General features: G+C 70.2%; 16 protein-coding genes and 1 pseudogene. 2 read left to right on the top strand and 15 right to left on the bottom strand.

Annotated elements, in window-relative coordinates; genetic code table 11:
* Positions 1–19: 19 nt before the first annotated feature.
* Positions 20–361, top strand: a pseudogene (locus EDC34_RS01150) (GNAT family N-acetyltransferase); the annotation flags it as partial.
* Between the two features lie 50 nt (positions 362–411).
* Here the strand turns inward: EDC34_RS01150 and EDC34_RS01155 are convergent.
* The 8 genes from EDC34_RS01155 to EDC34_RS01190 are packed head-to-tail and all read right to left on the bottom strand — an operon-like array spanning position 412 to position 12,326.
* Positions 412–972, bottom strand: coding sequence for a glycine-rich domain-containing protein (locus EDC34_RS01155; protein WP_114959014.1), 561 nt, complete (start codon positions 970–972; stop codon positions 412–414).
* Positions 972–1,793, bottom strand: a complete 822-nt coding sequence (locus EDC34_RS12255) for a hypothetical protein (protein ID WP_205388020.1) — start codon at positions 1,791–1,793, stop codon at positions 972–974. Before EDC34_RS12255 ends, EDC34_RS01155 begins: the two co-directional genes overlap by 1 nt.
* Before the next feature lies 1 nt (position 1,794).
* Positions 1,795–5,526 carry a TipJ family phage tail tip protein gene (locus tag EDC34_RS01165; protein ID WP_114959015.1) on the bottom strand — a complete coding sequence of 1,244 codons (3,732 nt, stop codon included), beginning with the start codon at positions 5,524–5,526 and terminating at the stop codon, positions 1,795–1,797.
* A complete protein-coding gene (locus EDC34_RS01170) occupies positions 5,523–6,188 on the bottom strand; it encodes a tail assembly protein (protein WP_114959016.1) in 666 nt (221 codons plus the stop codon). The genes EDC34_RS01165 and EDC34_RS01170 overlap by 4 nt, the downstream gene beginning before the upstream one ends.
* Entirely contained in the window at positions 6,185–6,928 is a 744-nt protein-coding gene (locus EDC34_RS01175; RefSeq protein ID WP_114959017.1) for a C40 family peptidase, read from the bottom strand. Before EDC34_RS01175 ends, EDC34_RS01170 begins: the two co-directional genes overlap by 4 nt.
* Positions 6,925–8,913: a phage minor tail protein L gene (locus EDC34_RS01180; protein ID WP_114959018.1), complete on the bottom strand. Its 1,989-nt coding sequence runs from the start codon at positions 8,911–8,913 to the stop codon at positions 6,925–6,927. Before EDC34_RS01180 ends, EDC34_RS01175 begins: the two co-directional genes overlap by 4 nt.
* The gene (locus tag EDC34_RS01185; protein ID WP_114959019.1) at positions 8,910–9,242 is read right to left on the bottom strand and encodes a phage tail protein; all 333 of its coding nucleotides are present in this window, start codon (positions 9,240–9,242) and stop codon (positions 8,910–8,912) included. The genes EDC34_RS01180 and EDC34_RS01185 overlap by 4 nt, the downstream gene beginning before the upstream one ends.
* 3 nt (positions 9,243–9,245) lie before the next feature.
* Complete coding sequence (locus tag EDC34_RS01190; RefSeq protein ID WP_114959020.1) at positions 9,246–12,326, bottom strand: tape measure protein; 3,081 nt, start codon at positions 12,324–12,326, stop codon at positions 9,246–9,248.
* On the opposite strand from EDC34_RS01190, the gene EDC34_RS01195 reads away from it, so the two are divergent.
* Complete coding sequence (locus EDC34_RS01195) at positions 12,325–12,546, top strand: hypothetical protein (protein WP_114959021.1); 222 nt, start codon at positions 12,325–12,327, stop codon at positions 12,544–12,546. The genes EDC34_RS01190 and EDC34_RS01195 overlap by 2 nt on opposite strands.
* On the opposite strand, the gene EDC34_RS12495 is transcribed toward EDC34_RS01195, so the two are convergent.
* From EDC34_RS12495 to EDC34_RS01225, 7 genes are read right to left on the bottom strand one after another with little or no spacing between them, the layout of a single operon-like run.
* Positions 12,521–12,916: a DUF1799 domain-containing protein gene (locus tag EDC34_RS12495; protein ID WP_338067035.1), complete on the bottom strand. Its 396-nt coding sequence runs from the start codon at positions 12,914–12,916 to the stop codon at positions 12,521–12,523. The genes EDC34_RS01195 and EDC34_RS12495 overlap by 26 nt on opposite strands.
* Positions 12,844–13,188 (bottom strand): hypothetical protein, encoded by a 345-nt coding sequence (locus EDC34_RS01205; protein ID WP_114959023.1) that lies wholly within the window; start codon positions 13,186–13,188, stop codon positions 12,844–12,846. The genes EDC34_RS12495 and EDC34_RS01205 overlap by 73 nt, the downstream gene beginning before the upstream one ends.
* Positions 13,189–13,212: 24 nt before the next feature.
* Entirely contained in the window at positions 13,213–14,175 is a 963-nt protein-coding gene (locus tag EDC34_RS01210) for a phage tail tube protein (RefSeq protein WP_132982824.1), read from the bottom strand.
* A 3-nt stretch (positions 14,176–14,178) separates the two neighbouring features.
* Positions 14,179–14,355 carry a hypothetical protein gene (locus EDC34_RS12165; RefSeq protein ID WP_162797645.1) on the bottom strand — a complete coding sequence of 59 codons (177 nt, stop codon included), beginning with the start codon at positions 14,353–14,355 and terminating at the stop codon, positions 14,179–14,181.
* A gap of 3 nt (positions 14,356–14,358) precedes the next feature.
* Positions 14,359–14,769, bottom strand: a complete 411-nt coding sequence (locus EDC34_RS01215) for a phage tail terminator protein (protein WP_114959025.1) — start codon at positions 14,767–14,769, stop codon at positions 14,359–14,361.
* The gene (locus tag EDC34_RS01220; protein WP_114959026.1) at positions 14,769–15,197 is read right to left on the bottom strand and encodes a gp436 family protein; all 429 of its coding nucleotides are present in this window, start codon (positions 15,195–15,197) and stop codon (positions 14,769–14,771) included. Before EDC34_RS01220 ends, EDC34_RS01215 begins: the two co-directional genes overlap by 1 nt.
* 1 nt (position 15,198) lies before the next feature.
* Positions 15,199–15,429 (bottom strand): hypothetical protein, encoded by a 231-nt coding sequence (locus EDC34_RS01225; RefSeq protein WP_114959027.1) that lies wholly within the window; start codon positions 15,427–15,429, stop codon positions 15,199–15,201.
* Position 15,430 lies beyond the last annotated feature (1 nt).

A 15,430-nucleotide genomic window follows, 5' to 3' on the forward strand; every position in this document is an offset into this window, starting at 1 on the left:
CCCACCTCCACCGACCCGCATGCAAGACACCGTTTCGATCCGCCCGATCCAGCCCGGCGACGACGCCGCGATGGCCGCGGTCATCCGCACCGTGATGCCCGAATTCGGCGCCGTGGGCAGCGGGTTTGCCATCAATGATCCCGAAGTGGACTGGATGAGCCGCGCCTACGCCGCGCCGCGGCACGCCTATTTCGTGCTCGAACGCGACGGCCGGGTGCTGGGCGGCGCCGGGGTGGCGCCACTAGCCGGCGGCGATCCCGATACCTGCGAGCTGCGCAAGATGTATTTCCTGCCCGAGGCCCGCGGGCTGGGCGCCGGCGCGGCGATGATGGAGCGCTGCCTCACGGCTGTAATCGCGCACCTGATTTGAGACAGTTTTTCACCTGATTTGAGACAGTTTCAGGTGAAACATTAGGTGTAGTAGAAGATCACGCGCCCGCTGCCACCCGCATTTCCCGACATGAACCGGGCGCCGCCGGCACCGCCGGCGCCGGCACTGTACCCGCTCCATCCCACGATGGCCGCGCCGCCGGCACCGCCTTCGAGGCCGACGGGAAACCCGCCGGCGTTCGAATACACGTTTGCCACGTTCCCGCCTGACGGCGACGCAGCAGCCGACATGGTGGTGATCGTCGCCGTCCCGCTGGCGACTGTGCTGGTACCGCCAGCGCTGCCAACGCCGGCAGGGTACGTCCCACCGGCGCCGCCTGTCCCAACGGTATACACCAGGGTCTGGCCACCGGCAATCGAGTACACGGACTCGCAGTAGCTGCCGCTATCGCCGCCCTCGCCGCTGAGGATGCCATCGCCGGCGTTTCCGCCGTTGCCACCCGCCCAGACGCAGATGCGCACCTGACTGCAGCCGATGGGCGCGGTCTCGGTGACGCCGGTGCCGCTGGTATAGTCGCGCAGGATCGGACTGAACGGCGCGCCGGTCTCGACGGCGCATGCCAGCATCTGCTGCATGGTCATCAGCTCACCCCCGTGCCGCTGATGACCCAGCTATCCGTGCCTTCCTTGAGCAGCGTGGCCATGCCCCAGACCGCCAGCGTGGCATTGGCATCGGTACCGCTGCCGGCCTTGCGCAGGGCGACGCCACTGCCCCGTGCGATGGTCACTGCGCCGGTGGCATTCGCATTGCGCAAGGTGATCATGGTGCCGACCGGGAACGCCACGCTGCTGTTCGGCGGGATCGTCCACGTATAGGCGGTGGTGTCGTTCTTGAGCACGCACTTTCCGCGGTCGGCCAGCACCAGCGTGTAGTTGGCGTTCTGCGTGTTGATCGTCAGGTCGCGGACGTGCCCGGCGCTGTCGGCCAGTGCCCCGGTGAAGGTCTTGTTTCCAGCGATCAACTGGTCGCCGGTCGTGCCTACGGCGTCCGTGATGCCGTAGCCGGCCAGCGTCGTGGGGTTCGTCCCGGCAGTCACCCGGCCTTTCGCATCCACGGTGACGCTGCGGTAGGTGCCGGCAGTGACGCCGCTTGCGGCGAGGGTCGCGGCGGCGCTGGCATTGCCAGACCCATCGAAGCTCACCGACCACGACAGGTCGCCTGTCGCGGCGATGGTACGTGCGGTGGAAAGCTGCGATGCCTTGAGGAGGGCGGCCACCCAGGCGCTGCCTGAGTAGCTCTCGAGCACCCCCGCATTCAGGCGGTAGGCACCGGCCGGGACATTGGTATGCGTGCCTGAGGTGGCGGGGTCAAGCCAGCGCAGTGCGGCCGTGATGTTCGCAGTCAGCGTAGACTGCCAGCTGGTGTAGGTGTCGGTCAGTAGCGGCTTGGAAAAATCGGCCATGTCAGTAGCCTCGCGCAGTCCAGGAGAAGCTGCCGGTTGTCTTGGCCCCGGCAGTGGTATAGAGGTAGACCCGGAACCCGGTGGGGTTGGGCACGTCGGAGAAGTCCACCACGGGGATCAGCGGAGTCGCCCCTTCCGGCTGTACCAGTGGGGTATCGGCATCGATGAAGGTCACATTGAATGGAACCCAAACGCCATTTACGGCGTCCGTGACGGTGCCACGGCCGGAATCGGTGCGCAGCTTGTTCGCCAGCTTGATCGAAAGGCCATTGACCTGCACGAGGTCGGTCGCCGCACCAGAGACGCTGAGGGTCACCCGGATGTAGCGGGCATTGACGACCAGCGCCTGCACTGCGCCAGCCGGCGCCGCCGTCCATGGGCCCGTGGTGCTGGCGCGGTAGTCGATCTGGCAGGCCACGCTGGCGCTGCCACTCACCGCCTGTGCCGTGAACGCCACCGTCACCACGGTCGATGACAGCACGGCGCCGTAATCGATCTCCACCTGATAGCTGCCGGTGCCGGGGCCAGGCTGCAGGTAGCGCGGATAGCCGGCATCGATCTGCTGCTGCGGGGTGGTCCAGCTGCGGCTGGTGAAGTGCGCCTGCCAGGTCTCGCTGGTATTCACCGGCAGCAGCAGGGTGCTGGCGGACAGGGGCAGCGCATTGGTGCGCGTCCCCTGGGCCTGGAAATCTACTTGCACCTGGGTACGCAGCACGTAGTCGGGCGGCTGCGCCACCTGCGCTGTGATGGGGGTCGGGGTGCCGATGGTGCCCGCGGTGTCCACCGGGGCGATGTGGTAGATGTACTGGCCGCTGGCCTGTTCGAACAGGGTGGCGAACGTGCCGGACACCGTGAAATCGCTGTTGGGGTCGCCACCGGCCCAGGTCGCGCCCTTGCGCACGATGTAGTGGTCCACGGGCAGCGTGCCGGCCGCGGCGGGCGGGTCGCGCCAGCGCAGCAGCACATTGTTGTCGATCACCTCCGCGCTGGGCGATTGCACCTGCCCCAGCGGATTCACGGTGACATCCACGCGTCCTGCGGTGCCGACATTGCCGGCCACGTCGATCGCCGCCACCCACCAGCTGCGGCTGCCGCCGTAGTCCACGCGCCTGCGCAGCAGGCTGGCCTTGACCGACCCCACGGGCGTGCCCGCTGCCCAGCTCGCGCCGTAGCGCACCTCGTAGCGGTCGATGGCGAAGGTGCCAGGTGCCGCCGTCCAGCTCAGCACCTCGTCCGGCCCATCCAGCGCCCATGTCACCGCCGGCGCTGGCGGCGCGGCAATGGTGATACTGACGGAGGTTGGAGCCTGGCTGTAGTTGCCGGTCGAATCCACCGCCGCGATCCACACGGTCAGCGTGCCGGTCGCCTGGGCCTGCCACAGGTAGGTGGTGGCGGCGACCTGCGCGATCAGCGTGCCCGTAGCCCACGTCGCCCCGACGCGCAGCTCGTAGCCAGACACGTCGATGTCGGGGACCGCGTTCCACTTCAGGCGGATCGCATAGCCCTCCGTCGCCCAGGCGAAGCCGGTGACATCCGCCGGCGGCGCGGCCAGCCCCTGCACGGTCACGTCCAGACTGGTGCGCTGGCCCTGCACGCCGAGCGCGCTGATCCCGCGCACGTAAAGCGTGTAGTCGCCCGGCTCGACTGGCGCAAAGTCGGCGCTCGTCAGCTTGCCGCGCACGGTCTGCGAGTAGCCGATGTTCGCGCCGCGACCACGCAACTCGCAGGCATATTCGGTGGCGAACGGCACCTGCTGCCAGCTGGCGGTCAGGCGCGTGGCGATGGTGCCGGGGCCAGCGCGATAGAGCGACTCCGATGCCGAAAGCCCCGCCGGCGCCTGCGGGGCCTGCCCACGGTCCAGTGCGGTGACCGGCGGCGTCTCCAGCTTCAGCCCCTGCTCGATCGCGGCGTATTTGCTCGGGTTGTGCGCCAGCGCGACGATCTCGCAGGTCTGGCCGTCGCCGGTCTCCTGCACCGCGAGCACGCGCCAGGTCGTCGGCACGAGGTTCGATGCCGCCAGCACCCAGATGGCCCCGGCCTGCGGCGCGGACGGCAGCGCCGGCGACAGGCTGAGCACGGACGTGGCGCCCGCCGTCGTGGTCACGCCCGAGGTGGCCACCGCGCCCGTCGGCAGGATCACGCTCAGCTGGTAGGTCTGCCCGGCCTCCAGGGTCACCGGGGCATCCAGCGTCACCTGCGATGTCGTGGCGCTCGTGATGCGGCCGCCGAAGCGCTTGCCGGCGCGCACCGGGTCTTGCACCTTGATCACCGCACCCGGGGTCACGTAGGCCGCATCCAGCGCCGCGCGGAAGGTGGTCGTCTCCGACTCGAGGCGCTCGCTGTAGAGCAGCCACTTCCCGAGCCGGTGCGCCTGCCCGCGTGACGTGCAGCCGATGGCGACCACGTTGGTCTCGATCACCCCATAGCGGGCGATCCCGTCATCGTCGGGCACGTACTCGACCGCCGGGCGATACATGTCGGACGGGTCATTCCACTGCACCAGCGCGACGGTGTGGATCGCCTTCGTGCCGGCGCCCTGGTACTCGAACGCCCCGTCGATCACGTTGGCCGGGGTGAACAGCGCCACCGGATCGGACGGGGCATCCTGCGCGGCCACCACCTGCCCGTCGCGCCAGTACAGCATCGCGCGGAACACCGAGGCGAGCTGCTGCAGCACCGTGAACGCTTCCTGTCGCGTCTGCAGGTACAGGTTGCAGGTGAAGCGTGGCTCCACGCCGCCGAAGCCGTTGGGCACCAGCTCGTCGCAGTACTGCGCGACCTGGTACAGCGCCCACTTGTCCACCTGCGTGGCGTCGATGAACTGCCCGAGCCCGTAGCGCGGATGCGTGAGCAGGTCGTAGAAAATCCACGCCGGGTTATCCGTCCACGCCTGCTTGAAGGTACCGTTCCAGGCACCGCTGTAGGTGCGCGTCTCCGGGTCGTAGTTGACGGGGACGGAGACCACGCGCAGCTTCATGTCGTAGCCGCGCGTGGGCACCGCCTGGAACTGGGAGGCATCTATCTCCAGCGCGACCAGCGCGCTATTCGGATAGCTCAGCTTGGCCTCGGTCAGCAGGGTGTAGCTGTCCCACCAGGTCTTGTTCTGCAGGGCGCTGTTGGTGCTGTCCGGGGTGATCCTGCGGACCCGGATGTCCCACGGCCCCGGCTTTGGCAGCTGCACCCGGTAGCTGCGCTGGTAGCGGCTGGTGGTCTTGCCGCTGATCGTGTCCTGCAGCACCTGCTGCCAGCCGCCGCCGGCGTTGTTCACGTCCACTGCGATGGTGACGGAGGTACCGGTCAGGCGGCTGGCGGAATAGTCCTGGTAGGTGAGCTGTGGCACGCTCACCGTGATGCGCACGGCATCCACGCTGCCGGTCACGCTGCGGGTGACCGATGCGCTGGCCTTGACCTCCGCGCCGACCGCGATCTCGCTCTCGACTTCATCGAACCCGGGAATGTGCGCCTGCGCCTGCTCGCCGGTGCGCCATGCCGCGGAGACGCCCTGGAAGTTGAACGTGCCGTCCTGCGCCTGCAATGGCGTGTCGTTGAGGTAGATCGACTTCAGGCCATTGACCAGCCCGACGATCGGCCCCTCGCTGATCAGGTCGAGCACGCGCGCATACTGGCGCGAGCGCAGGCTGTCCGGGTCTTCGCTGGGCGAGCCGCCGCTGCCACCGCCGCCCTTGCTGCCGCCACCGGCGCCGATCACGGGCATGGGCCACCGTGTGCTCATGCGCCGCCTCCGAACACCGCATCCCGGGTGAAATCCCACACCGTGCCGCCGCCACTGCCGCTGCTGGCATCCGCCACCGAGGCGGCGGCCAGCCCCGCAGATATGACCTGCGAGCCGACGATGAGCCGCCCATACCCCACCGGCACCGGGTTGCCCTGCTGGGTGGTATTGACCGGCCCCGCGAACACGTCGCTGGCCTTGTTGTCGGCGGCTTTGCCGGCCTTGGGCGTGGGCGACAGCATCTGCGCGATGCCGCCCATCACCAGCGCCACGCCGAACTTCGCCGCGATCAGGCCCGCCGTCGTGAAGCCAGCGCCGGTCACGAGGCTGGACAGCCCGATGCCGGCACCACCCGTCACGAACGCGAAGCCGATCAGCGCGGCCCCCAGCAGCACCTGGCCGAAGCCGCGCCCACTGCCGGCCACCACCGGGACGATCCGGATCACCGGCTCCTCGGCGGGCAGCGCCAGCGTCTCGCCATCGCGCGGGGACTGGCCGACCAGCACGCGGTAGCCGGGTTCGTTGTGGGCCAGCACATGCGCGCGGAAGCCGGGCACGGTCGCGCACAGCGCGCGCACGGCCTCGGCCGGGTCGCGGATGTCGAAGTCGTAGCGCCGCCCGAAGCGGCGGCGCAGGTGGCCGTACAGCAGCACCGCGATCATGCGGTAGCCTCCGCGCAAAGGCTGCGGTGCCGCACCACCATGCCGGTCGCGCGCCGCCAGAATCCGCCGTACACGCCGCGGCTCGACAGCTGGTGCGCGCAGTGGTGCAGGATCGTGTTGTCGCCCAGGTACACCGCGCCGTGGTTCAGCACCGGGCTGGCCACCTGCATCAGCAGCACATCGTGCGGCTGCAGCAGCCCGGCATCGAACTCACTGCCGGCCACCTGCACGAAACCGGCATCCGCGAAGTGCTGGCGGTAGAGGTCGCCGCCGGCCAGCCACCACTCGTCGGCGCGCGGGAAATCGGGAAGCGCGATGCCCAGCTCCATCCGGTAGTAGTCGCGGATCAGGCTGTAGCAGTCGAGCACGCCGTGCACGAATGGGCGCCCGACCAGCGGGGCATCGAATGCGTCGGGTTCGAGCACCTCCGCCTGCCCGGTCGGCCATGCCACGATCAACCACGGCACCCCCGTGCGTGCGGCGGATACGCGGTCTGCCATGCTCGGCGTGGCCGGCAGGTACACGTGCGAGTGGCACACGCCGACGATGGGCCCGGCATCCTCTGCCGCGGCCCAGTCCTCCGGCGCGATCTCGAACTCGGCGCCGGTGGATGCGCGGTTCTCGCACGGCCAGTAGACCAGTCCGCCCTGCGCGCGCACCGCCAGCCCGCAGCACTCGCGCGGCGCGCAGCGCGCGGCATGCGCCATCACCTCTGGTACCAGGTCCAGGAGCGCGCTCATCCGATCCTCCGCGTGCCCGGGAACCCGCCATAGGGCAGCACGCCGGTCTGCCCGAACCGCAGCTTGCAGCTGGCCAGCCGCTTGCCGCAGGCATCCAGCGCGGGGTTGTTGGTCGGGTTGTCGTCGCGGTCGGCCACCGGGCCACCGGCATAGCCGCACTCCGCGCTGCGGTAGCGCCAGGCGCAGACGTTGGCCACCACCTGCCGGCGCGGCAGCATGACCCCGGCCACGTCGATCGGCGCGGCAAGCTCGAACTCGATGAACACGCGGTTTTCGCTGGACTTGCGGTCTACCACCCATACGTCGCGCGATAGGTACTGGTTGGGGTCGGCCGTCGGGTTGAAGGGCGCCAGCGTGTAGACCTCCAGCGCGCCGGTGCTGGTGTCCATGTCCAGCGCCGGCAGGTCGGAGATCGCGCCGCCGCTGGTGATGGTCTGCAGCTCGGCATTGGTGAGCGCGCGCGACCAGTACCGATGCCGGCGGATCGTGCTATTCCACCACTCGCCGGACGCGTCGCGGCCGATCATGGCGCGGTCCACCGTCGGGATGCTGGCGCTGGTGTCGCTCTGCACCGCACCGCCATTGAGGCAGCCGCGGATGTCGTTGGCCGCATAGCTCAGCGCTGCGCTGAACTGCGCGCCTGCGGTGAGCGTGCCCAGCGACAGGCTGGCCTGCGTGACGCCGCCCGCGATGATCTCGGCTTTCAGTGCGCCGCCGGCCTCCATGCGGAAGCGGATGACGTTCCCCGTGGTGTTGTCGTTGTAGCTCAGCAGCGTCGCCGCCTGCGCCAGACTGGCCGGAGCACGCGCGGTGACGGTCAGCCCGCCAGCCGTCGCGCTGTAGCCGATGGCCGAAAGGCTGGTCGCCGTTTCGTTGTCCGCGGCTCGGGTGACGGCGGCCGTGGTGGTGGGGATGTAGCTGCTGGCAAAGCTGCCAAGCTCGAACTGAGCGCCCCATGCTTCAACACCGGATGTTCCATCCCCAAGATAGGAATAGTCTGTGTCGGTGCTGGAGTTCGCTCCGTTAGTGGATAGATATACAATTGCATAGCAGGTTTCGCTGCTACCCATATCGAACGTCAGTGCACAGCGATACCACCCATTAGCGCATTGAGTGATAGCCGCAGACACAAAATTCGTGGCTCCGCGGTTGTTAAACGGCGCGCCGACGATGGCTCCTGTTTGCAGGTCGATTCCTACTGACGCGGCATTCGTGGCAGTGCTTGCCACGTGCATGATCGCGTACCTGCGCCCTGCCGCGCGCAGATAGATCGAATAAGTGACGATCTGCCCAGTGCTTGCAAATCCGGTAGTGGCGTTTGGGCGGAAGGCATGAATTACCTTTGCGGCTGTTTCGATGATGCGATCCGCAGTAGTCGTGCCGTCTGGAGCAGTGGATGCATTGGCGGAGACACTGACATTGAATTTGGACCACCAGCCATGATCGATCTCTTGGCTTCGCTGAAATACATTGGTGCGCTGTCCCTCCACCAGCAGCCCCAGCACCGCGCCAGTCGCCGGATCGTGGTCGATGCGCGGCTGGTCTACGGCGGCCGTGCTCAACACCCCGGCCGCGCTGAAATAGGTCGCCGTGGTCGAACGCGCGAACGTCAGCGCGCCTGGCGTGGACTGCTGGGCCAGCGGGAAGTTCACGGCGTCCAGGTAGTGGACGAAGGTGCGCCAGCGGGTCACCCGCGCGCCCAGCAGGTCATCGAGCTCGATGGCCAGCGCCCCCATGAGGCCGGTCGCGTTGGCCACGCGCAGCTTGGGCCGCGGCAGCGCGCCGCGCCCAGACAGCTCGAAGCCCTCGGCCTCGACCGGATAACGGGTGTAGGTCTGCCCGCGCCACACCACGTCGCCGCCCTGCGGGTTGGCCCAGTTGACGAAGCGGTAGACGCCGGCGGCGCCCTGCGCTGTGGCATCCAGCTCGAACAGCTCGATGATCGCGCCAGGGGCGGGTTTCTGGATGTCCTGCCGGGTCGTCATTCGCCGAACACCTGTTCGAAGGTGGCGTTGATCTCGCCGTATTGCGGCCCGCTGTGCGTGCGCTGCCACTTGCGGCAGACCCACTTGCCGGCGCTGCCGCTGGGCGGCGTCCAGTCGAACGACTCGACGCCAGCGCGGGCGACCAGGAAGGCCTCGATCGGGGCCAGCGTGGCGTCGTAGCCGACGAAGCGCAGGGTCCACTGCCGCGCGATGGTGTTGACGCCTGCCGCCACGCGCTGCTCGTAGCCGTCCCCGAAGGCCGCGCGGGTCACGCGCGGCGCCACCTCCACGGAAGCGCTGTAGCTGGCGGGCCAGGTGAATGCCGGCATCGGTCAGGCCCTCCCTGCCAGCAGCCCGCCGGGGCGCTGCTCGTCTACCAGCACGGCCTTCACCGCCGCCTGGATGCGGCGGCCGAGGTCCAGCCCGCGCGCATCGCCGCCCACGCCGTCGCGCTGGCCGCTGGCATCCACGGCGACGTTCACGGTGATGCTGCCGCCACCGCCGCCCTGCGCCACCACGCCCAGCTTGCCGTCGCGGCCGCGCTTGAGCGGCATGATCGCCTCCGGGCCAGCCTCGCCGAAGACGCCGACGCCCTTGGCGAACGCGAACACGCGCGGGCTGTCGTACACCCCGCCGGAATAGGCCGATAGGCTGGGCGAGGCATACACGCCGCCGGCGGCATTCTTGGCGAGGCCGGGCAGCGCGATCTGGAACAGCTTGGCCAGCCCCTGCTGCAGCTGCAGGCGGGCCAGGTCGGCCAGGATGCTCACCACCAGCCCGCGGAAGTCGGCCTTGCCCTTCACCACCAGGTCGGTCAGCGCATCCTCGATGCCCTGGAACGCGCGGGTGGCGGCCTCGCGGGCGCTGCCGAAGGCGTCGGCGGCCTTCGCGGCGTAGTCGCGCACGGACTGCGAGAGGCCGTCGAAGGCAGTCTTTTCGCGCCCCTCCGCCTGCATCTGGCGCACCTTGTCCAGCGCGGCCTGCAGCTGCGCCAGCACCACCGGGTCGGTCACGGTCGCCAGCAGGCGCTCGATCTGCGGGATCAGCTCGCGCGCCAGTGCCTCGCCCTGCGCGCGTGTGGCCTCGACGACGCGCTTGCGGGCCTCGACCTCGGTCTCCAGCCCGATCGCCACCCGCGCCTGCGCGCTCTGCTCCACGGCCTGCAGCAGGGCCTGCGCGCGCGACAGCTGTTGGTCCACGCCGTCCAGCTCGGCCTTGGCCGTGGCGCGTGCGGCCCGGCGCTCGATGTCACCGGCCTGGTTCTGCAGGATGGCCAGCTGCGCCTGCGCCTGCACCAGCTCGCCGGCGATGCGCTCGCGCTCGCCGCCCTTGGCCTTGCCCTGCGCCCGCTGCAGCGATTCCAGCTGCGCGCGCAGGCGCTCCTGCTCGGCCGCGTTCTCGCGCAGCTCCAGCTGCGCCTTCCTGCGGTAGTAGTCCGCCGCCGACAGCAGCCGGTCCTGGTAGCCCTCGTCCAGCACGGCCTTGGCCCGCTCCACCTCGTCCTTGAGCAGCGCCAGCCGGGCCTCGGCCTGCGCGCGCGCCACGGCTTCGGTTTCGCGGGCGGAGAGGCTGGGCGACTTCGCGTCTTCGGCATAGCGCTTGCGCACGGCGGCCGCGGCGGCGCGGAACTCGGCGCTGTCCTCGCTCAGCCCCTTCTGCTTGGCCAGCGTTTTCAGCTCGGCCAGCGCCGCCTTGAGCTGGTCGGCCTTGCTGCGGTACTGGGCGATGTAGGCGTCCCACTGCCTGTTGGCCAGCATCCTGGCGGCGTCCGAGGGAGCGCCCGGGGCCTGCGCGCCCTCCTCGCCGGAGGCTTCCAGCTGGCGCAGGCGCGCGATGTTGGCCTCGCGGTCGCGCTGCAGGCCGGCGACCTCGGCGCGCAAGGTCTTGATGCGGTCGAGCTGGCGCTGGTAGTCGGCGAGCGCGGCGATGTCGCCGCCTTCCCTGGCAAAGCGCATGCGCTGTGCGGCTTGGTCGGCCGCGCGCTGTGCCTCGACGATCGCCCGCGTCTTCGCCGCGATCTGATCCGCCGCGGCCGCCACGCCCTCGCGCAGCGTGCCGGCATCGCCGCTGCCGAATTTCTGTGTGCGCTCCAGCCGGTCGCGCGCGGCGTTGGCCTGCTCGATGGCTTCGCGCGCATTGTCCGCGGCCGACTTGGCCTTGTCGCCAGCTTCGGCGGCCCTGTTGCCCCAGATCGCCCAGGCAGTGGCGCCCGCAGTCAGCAGAGTCACGATCAGCCCCACCGGGCCACCGACCAGCGCCAGCGCCGCCGACAGCGTGCGCGCGGTGAGGCTTCCGGCCGCCTGGGCGGCATTCAGGGCGGTCTGGGCGGCGGTCAGGCGCTGCTGCGCCGGGACCAGCACGGTCTGCACGGTGGTGAGCCGGGCCATGCCTGCCGTGGAGGCCACGGTGGCCTGGGCGGCGGCAAGCTCCGCGCGCGCGAAATCCAGCCGCGCGGCGGCCAGGGAAATCGCGCTGGCGCGGGCGGCGTTGTCTCCCACGATGCGCCGATATACATCCCCCAGGTAGGCGGCTCCGGCGCCGGCCGCGCGGCCCAGCATGAGCGCGATGCCGGCCAGCGCCGTGGGCAGGCCCACCGCCACGATGCCCTGCATGTTCCGCGCCAGGGCATCGAAGGCTTGTCCGGCCGCGTGGCTGGCCCCGATGGCCTGGTCCATCTGCACGATGGTCTGGCCGAACGCATCGCGCATCGCGGTCAGGCTCTGGCCGATGGTACGCGGCATCGCGGCGGCGGCCTGGGCCAGCTTGGCGCGCTGCGATTCCAGCGCGGTCACCACGATGTCGGTGGTCAGCAACCCTTGCTCAGCCAGCGCTTTGAGTTCGCCGATGGGTCGCTTCAGACCGTCGGCCAGCGCCTTCGCCAGCGCGCCGCCGTTTTCCATGATGGAGTTGAACTCGTCGCCGCGCAGCACACCGCTGCCGAGGGCCTGCGACAACTGGGTGATGACGGACGCGGATTCACTGGCACTGGCACCGCTGACCTTGAGCGCATTGGCCGTGATCTCGGTGACGGCCGCCACCCGTTCCTGGTTCAGGCCGTAGTCCTTGGCCGTCATCGCTAGCCGCGAATAGAGCGCCGCGACGGCCTCGTAGCCGGCCCCGGTCTTGGCCGACAGGTCCAGCGCCAGCCGCTGGGCGGCGGCGAACTCCTGGGTACTCGTGGTGACCTGGCGCAGGCGGGCATCCACCGAGCGCACCTGGTCCACCAGCCGTCCCAGTCCCGAGAGGCCGGCCGACAGACCCATCGCTCCCTGCAGCGCAAGAAAGGCGTTCCGCGCCGTGTTCAGCTGCCTGGAAATCGACTCCAGGCCCGCCCGCGTGCGGCCCAGGGCCTGTTCCGCCTGGCGGCCGTCGGCGCTAATCTTGATCCCGAGCTGGAGAGCGGAGGCGGCCATGTGGGGGCTCTTGGGTCAGTTCATCGGGTACGTGCTGGTGATGGCCGGAGTCCTGCTCTGGCTGCTGTTGATCGCCCGCTTCCACTGGTTGTGGTGGGCGGTGGCGGTGGCGGTGGTGCTGTTCGGCGGCTCCATCGCGATCGGGATCGGGGCCGGACTCGGCAAGCCGTGGGCGCTGAAGGCGTACCGCTGGCTTACTTGGCACCGCCGGCCGCACTGAACACCCGCAACACCTCGGCTTCCATCACCTGCACGTCGGCGAAGGTCTGGCGCACGTCGGCAGTGCCGAGCATGCGCATGACCGCCTCCAGCGCGGGGTAGTCCATCCCCAGCGGGTTGCCGGCGGCATCCAGGCGCCACTGGGTGGCGCAGGCCAGGAACACCTCGACGCTCGGCATGCACTCCGGCCATAGCTCGATCTCCGGCTCGGGGTCGGGCGGGGCCAGCCCGAACGCGCGGGCGGCCTCGCAGGTATCGTCACGACCGCCACCCGCCGCCCAGCGGCGGGCGACGGCCCTCAGTTTTTTGCGCGGCCCTCGGGGCTGTGCGCCTCGATGAACGCGCCCACCACCGCCGGCAGTACCGGCCAGATGTCCAGCAGCGCATCGCGGGTGGCGGCGCTGAAGGCCACCTCCTGCCCCTCGGCATCCTGCACACCGCGCCAGCCCACCAGCACGTCCTCGGCCAGCGCCAGGTCGGTCTGCTCGCCGGACTGCAGGCGCTGCACCAGCGCCTCGAACTGCGTGCGCGAATAGCGTTTGAAGCGGGCTTCGAACTGGTGTTGCGTGCGCTTTCCGTCGGCGTCGATCAGCGCGACGGTGACCGGGTACCAGAATGCGTCCGGGGGAGCGATGGTGAACATCCTGCGGGGGTCTCCTTGTGCGGTTTAGCGGGCGACGATCACGAGCTCATCATTGCCGGCGTTCGGGATGCAGCGCAGATCCATGCTCAGCAGCGCGCGGCCGTTGTAGTCGTCCCACTTGGGATTGATGCGCTGCACCGCCGGCGCATACAGCACCACGGTGCTGCCGGCGGTGGAACCGATCTGGAACCCCATGCCGGTGACGGCGTTGGCCAGGATGTCGCCGACCATCGTCGTGGCCTGCGCCGGGGTGACATCCAGCGCCACCTTGCCGGTGGTTTCGCGGGCGGTGATGTCGATGCTGTCGCCGCCGACCAGCGGCACGTACTTCACGTCCTGGCCGAGGGTGAGTGCCAGGCCGCGGCTGGGATAGACCGTGCCGCCGGACAGGCTGCCGGTGGCGGCGGTGAAGGTGGCGCCCAGGCTGATGCTGGTGGCGGTGGCGTCGGTCACCGGCAGCGGCTTCTTCCATGCGGTGATGGTGGCGCTGGGATTGGCGGCGGCGCTGACCGTGGAATGCCGGCCCTGGAAACTGAACTTCAGGGTGGGGCGTTCGCCCAGCTGCGCCGACAGCTCGACGGTGCCGCGGCAGCCGGTGGCCTTGTACAGCAGGCCGTCCAGGTAGTAGTAGATCGTCAGCGACTCGAAGCCGCTGGACACCGGGCTGTAGGCCACGTTGTTGCCGGCGGTGACGGTCTCGGCCATGCCGCAGGCACGCAGCAGCGGCCCCCAGGCCGGCGCGGTGCCGGCGGTGCCGGAGCCGGACAGCTCGACGGTGAACTCCAGCTTGGCGTAGCGGTTGCCGACCAGCTGCTCGCTGCCGCCCATCGTGGGGCGCAGCAGGTCACGGTTGATGCCGTCGATCGCCAGCTCGAAGCTGGCATCGCTGACCAGCAGCGCGTTGGCGGCGCCGGTCGGCGCGGCATCCACGCCGTAGGTCGTCTCCAGCTTGGCCAGGATGATGGTATTGCGGATGAGCATGGGCATGGTTCAGGCCTCCTGGGCGGTGGGCGGCGTGGGGGCGTCGGCGGCGATTTCGATGTCGGGCGCGGGCGCGCCTTCGGGCTGCAGGCGGCCGTCGGGCAGGCGGTACCAGCGCCCGCCGGTCTCCGGCATCGGGTCGGCGGGCGGCATCTCGGGCGTGGTGTTCGGTGTGGTCTTGGCCATGTGTCACTCCCTCAGGAATCCGACCGCGAAGGTGTCCGACCACACCGCGCGGCCCACCTCGCTGGCGACCAGGCGGCCGCCGCGGTGCTCCACCGGCCAGTCGCAGCCGTCGGGCAGCCAGCCGCGCAGCGCATCCAGCACGTCGGCGCGGGCGGCCTCGATGGCGGCGGCCAGGCCGCTGCCGATGCCGGCCTGGCGGGCCGCACTGGCGACCACCAGGCTGACCGAGAACCGCAGCTCCACGCGCTGGGCGCGGCTGCCGATCAGCTCGGGCGGCTCGGCCTGTTCTTCCTCGGCCACCATGTAGGCCGCCGGGGTGGTGGCCGCGGCGCTGTCGTAATCCAGCCCCAGCGCCACCAGGCGCAGGGCCGGACACTGGGCGCGCAGGCGGTCGGCGGCCAGTTGCAGGTCCATCAGTAGCCCCCCGTCGCGTCGCGGCCGAACACCGGCGCCGGGCCGCTCTGCGCGGCGGCCAGGCCGCGGCCGGGCTGCTGCGCGGGCGGCAGGTCGGCGGGCAGGCCGAGGGTGACGGTGCCGCGCGCAAGTGCTTCCAGCAGGCGGCGGGCGTCCTCGTACTCGATGCGCACGCGCTCGGGCACGGCCTCGTCCCACAGGCGGTAGCGGGCGATCGCGCAGGCGATCCGCACCAGATGCGGCGGCACGCTGGGCAGCGGCAGCCGGTAGCGGCCGGCCAGGTAGGCATCGATCTCGGCACTGGCATCGGCCAGTGCCTGCGCCACTACGGCGGGGTCGATCACGCCGGTGCCGGCGTGATCGCTGCGCTGGCGGATTTCCTCCTCACCGTAGCGCGTGGTCAGGTCCGCGAGGGTGGCGTAGGGCACCTCACGCCTCCTCGACGATCAGGAACGGGTCGGCGTGCAGCGCGTCCAGCTGCGCGCGGGTCGGCGCCACCTCCACCGCCGCGCGCCCGAACGGGCCCAGGCCGGCGCGGTAGCGGCGCCCGTCCTGGCCGAGCGCCGCCACGGTGCGGACGCGCACGCGGGGGGCACTGGCGGTCTGGCTCGCCGCCTGGGGGGCGGCGTCACTGGCGGCAGGCTTGGCGGTCTTGGCCATG

It is taken from the genome of Thermomonas haemolytica (assembly GCF_004346265.1).
In the GTDB taxonomy this organism is placed as follows: domain Bacteria; phylum Pseudomonadota; class Gammaproteobacteria; order Xanthomonadales; family Xanthomonadaceae; genus Thermomonas; species Thermomonas haemolytica.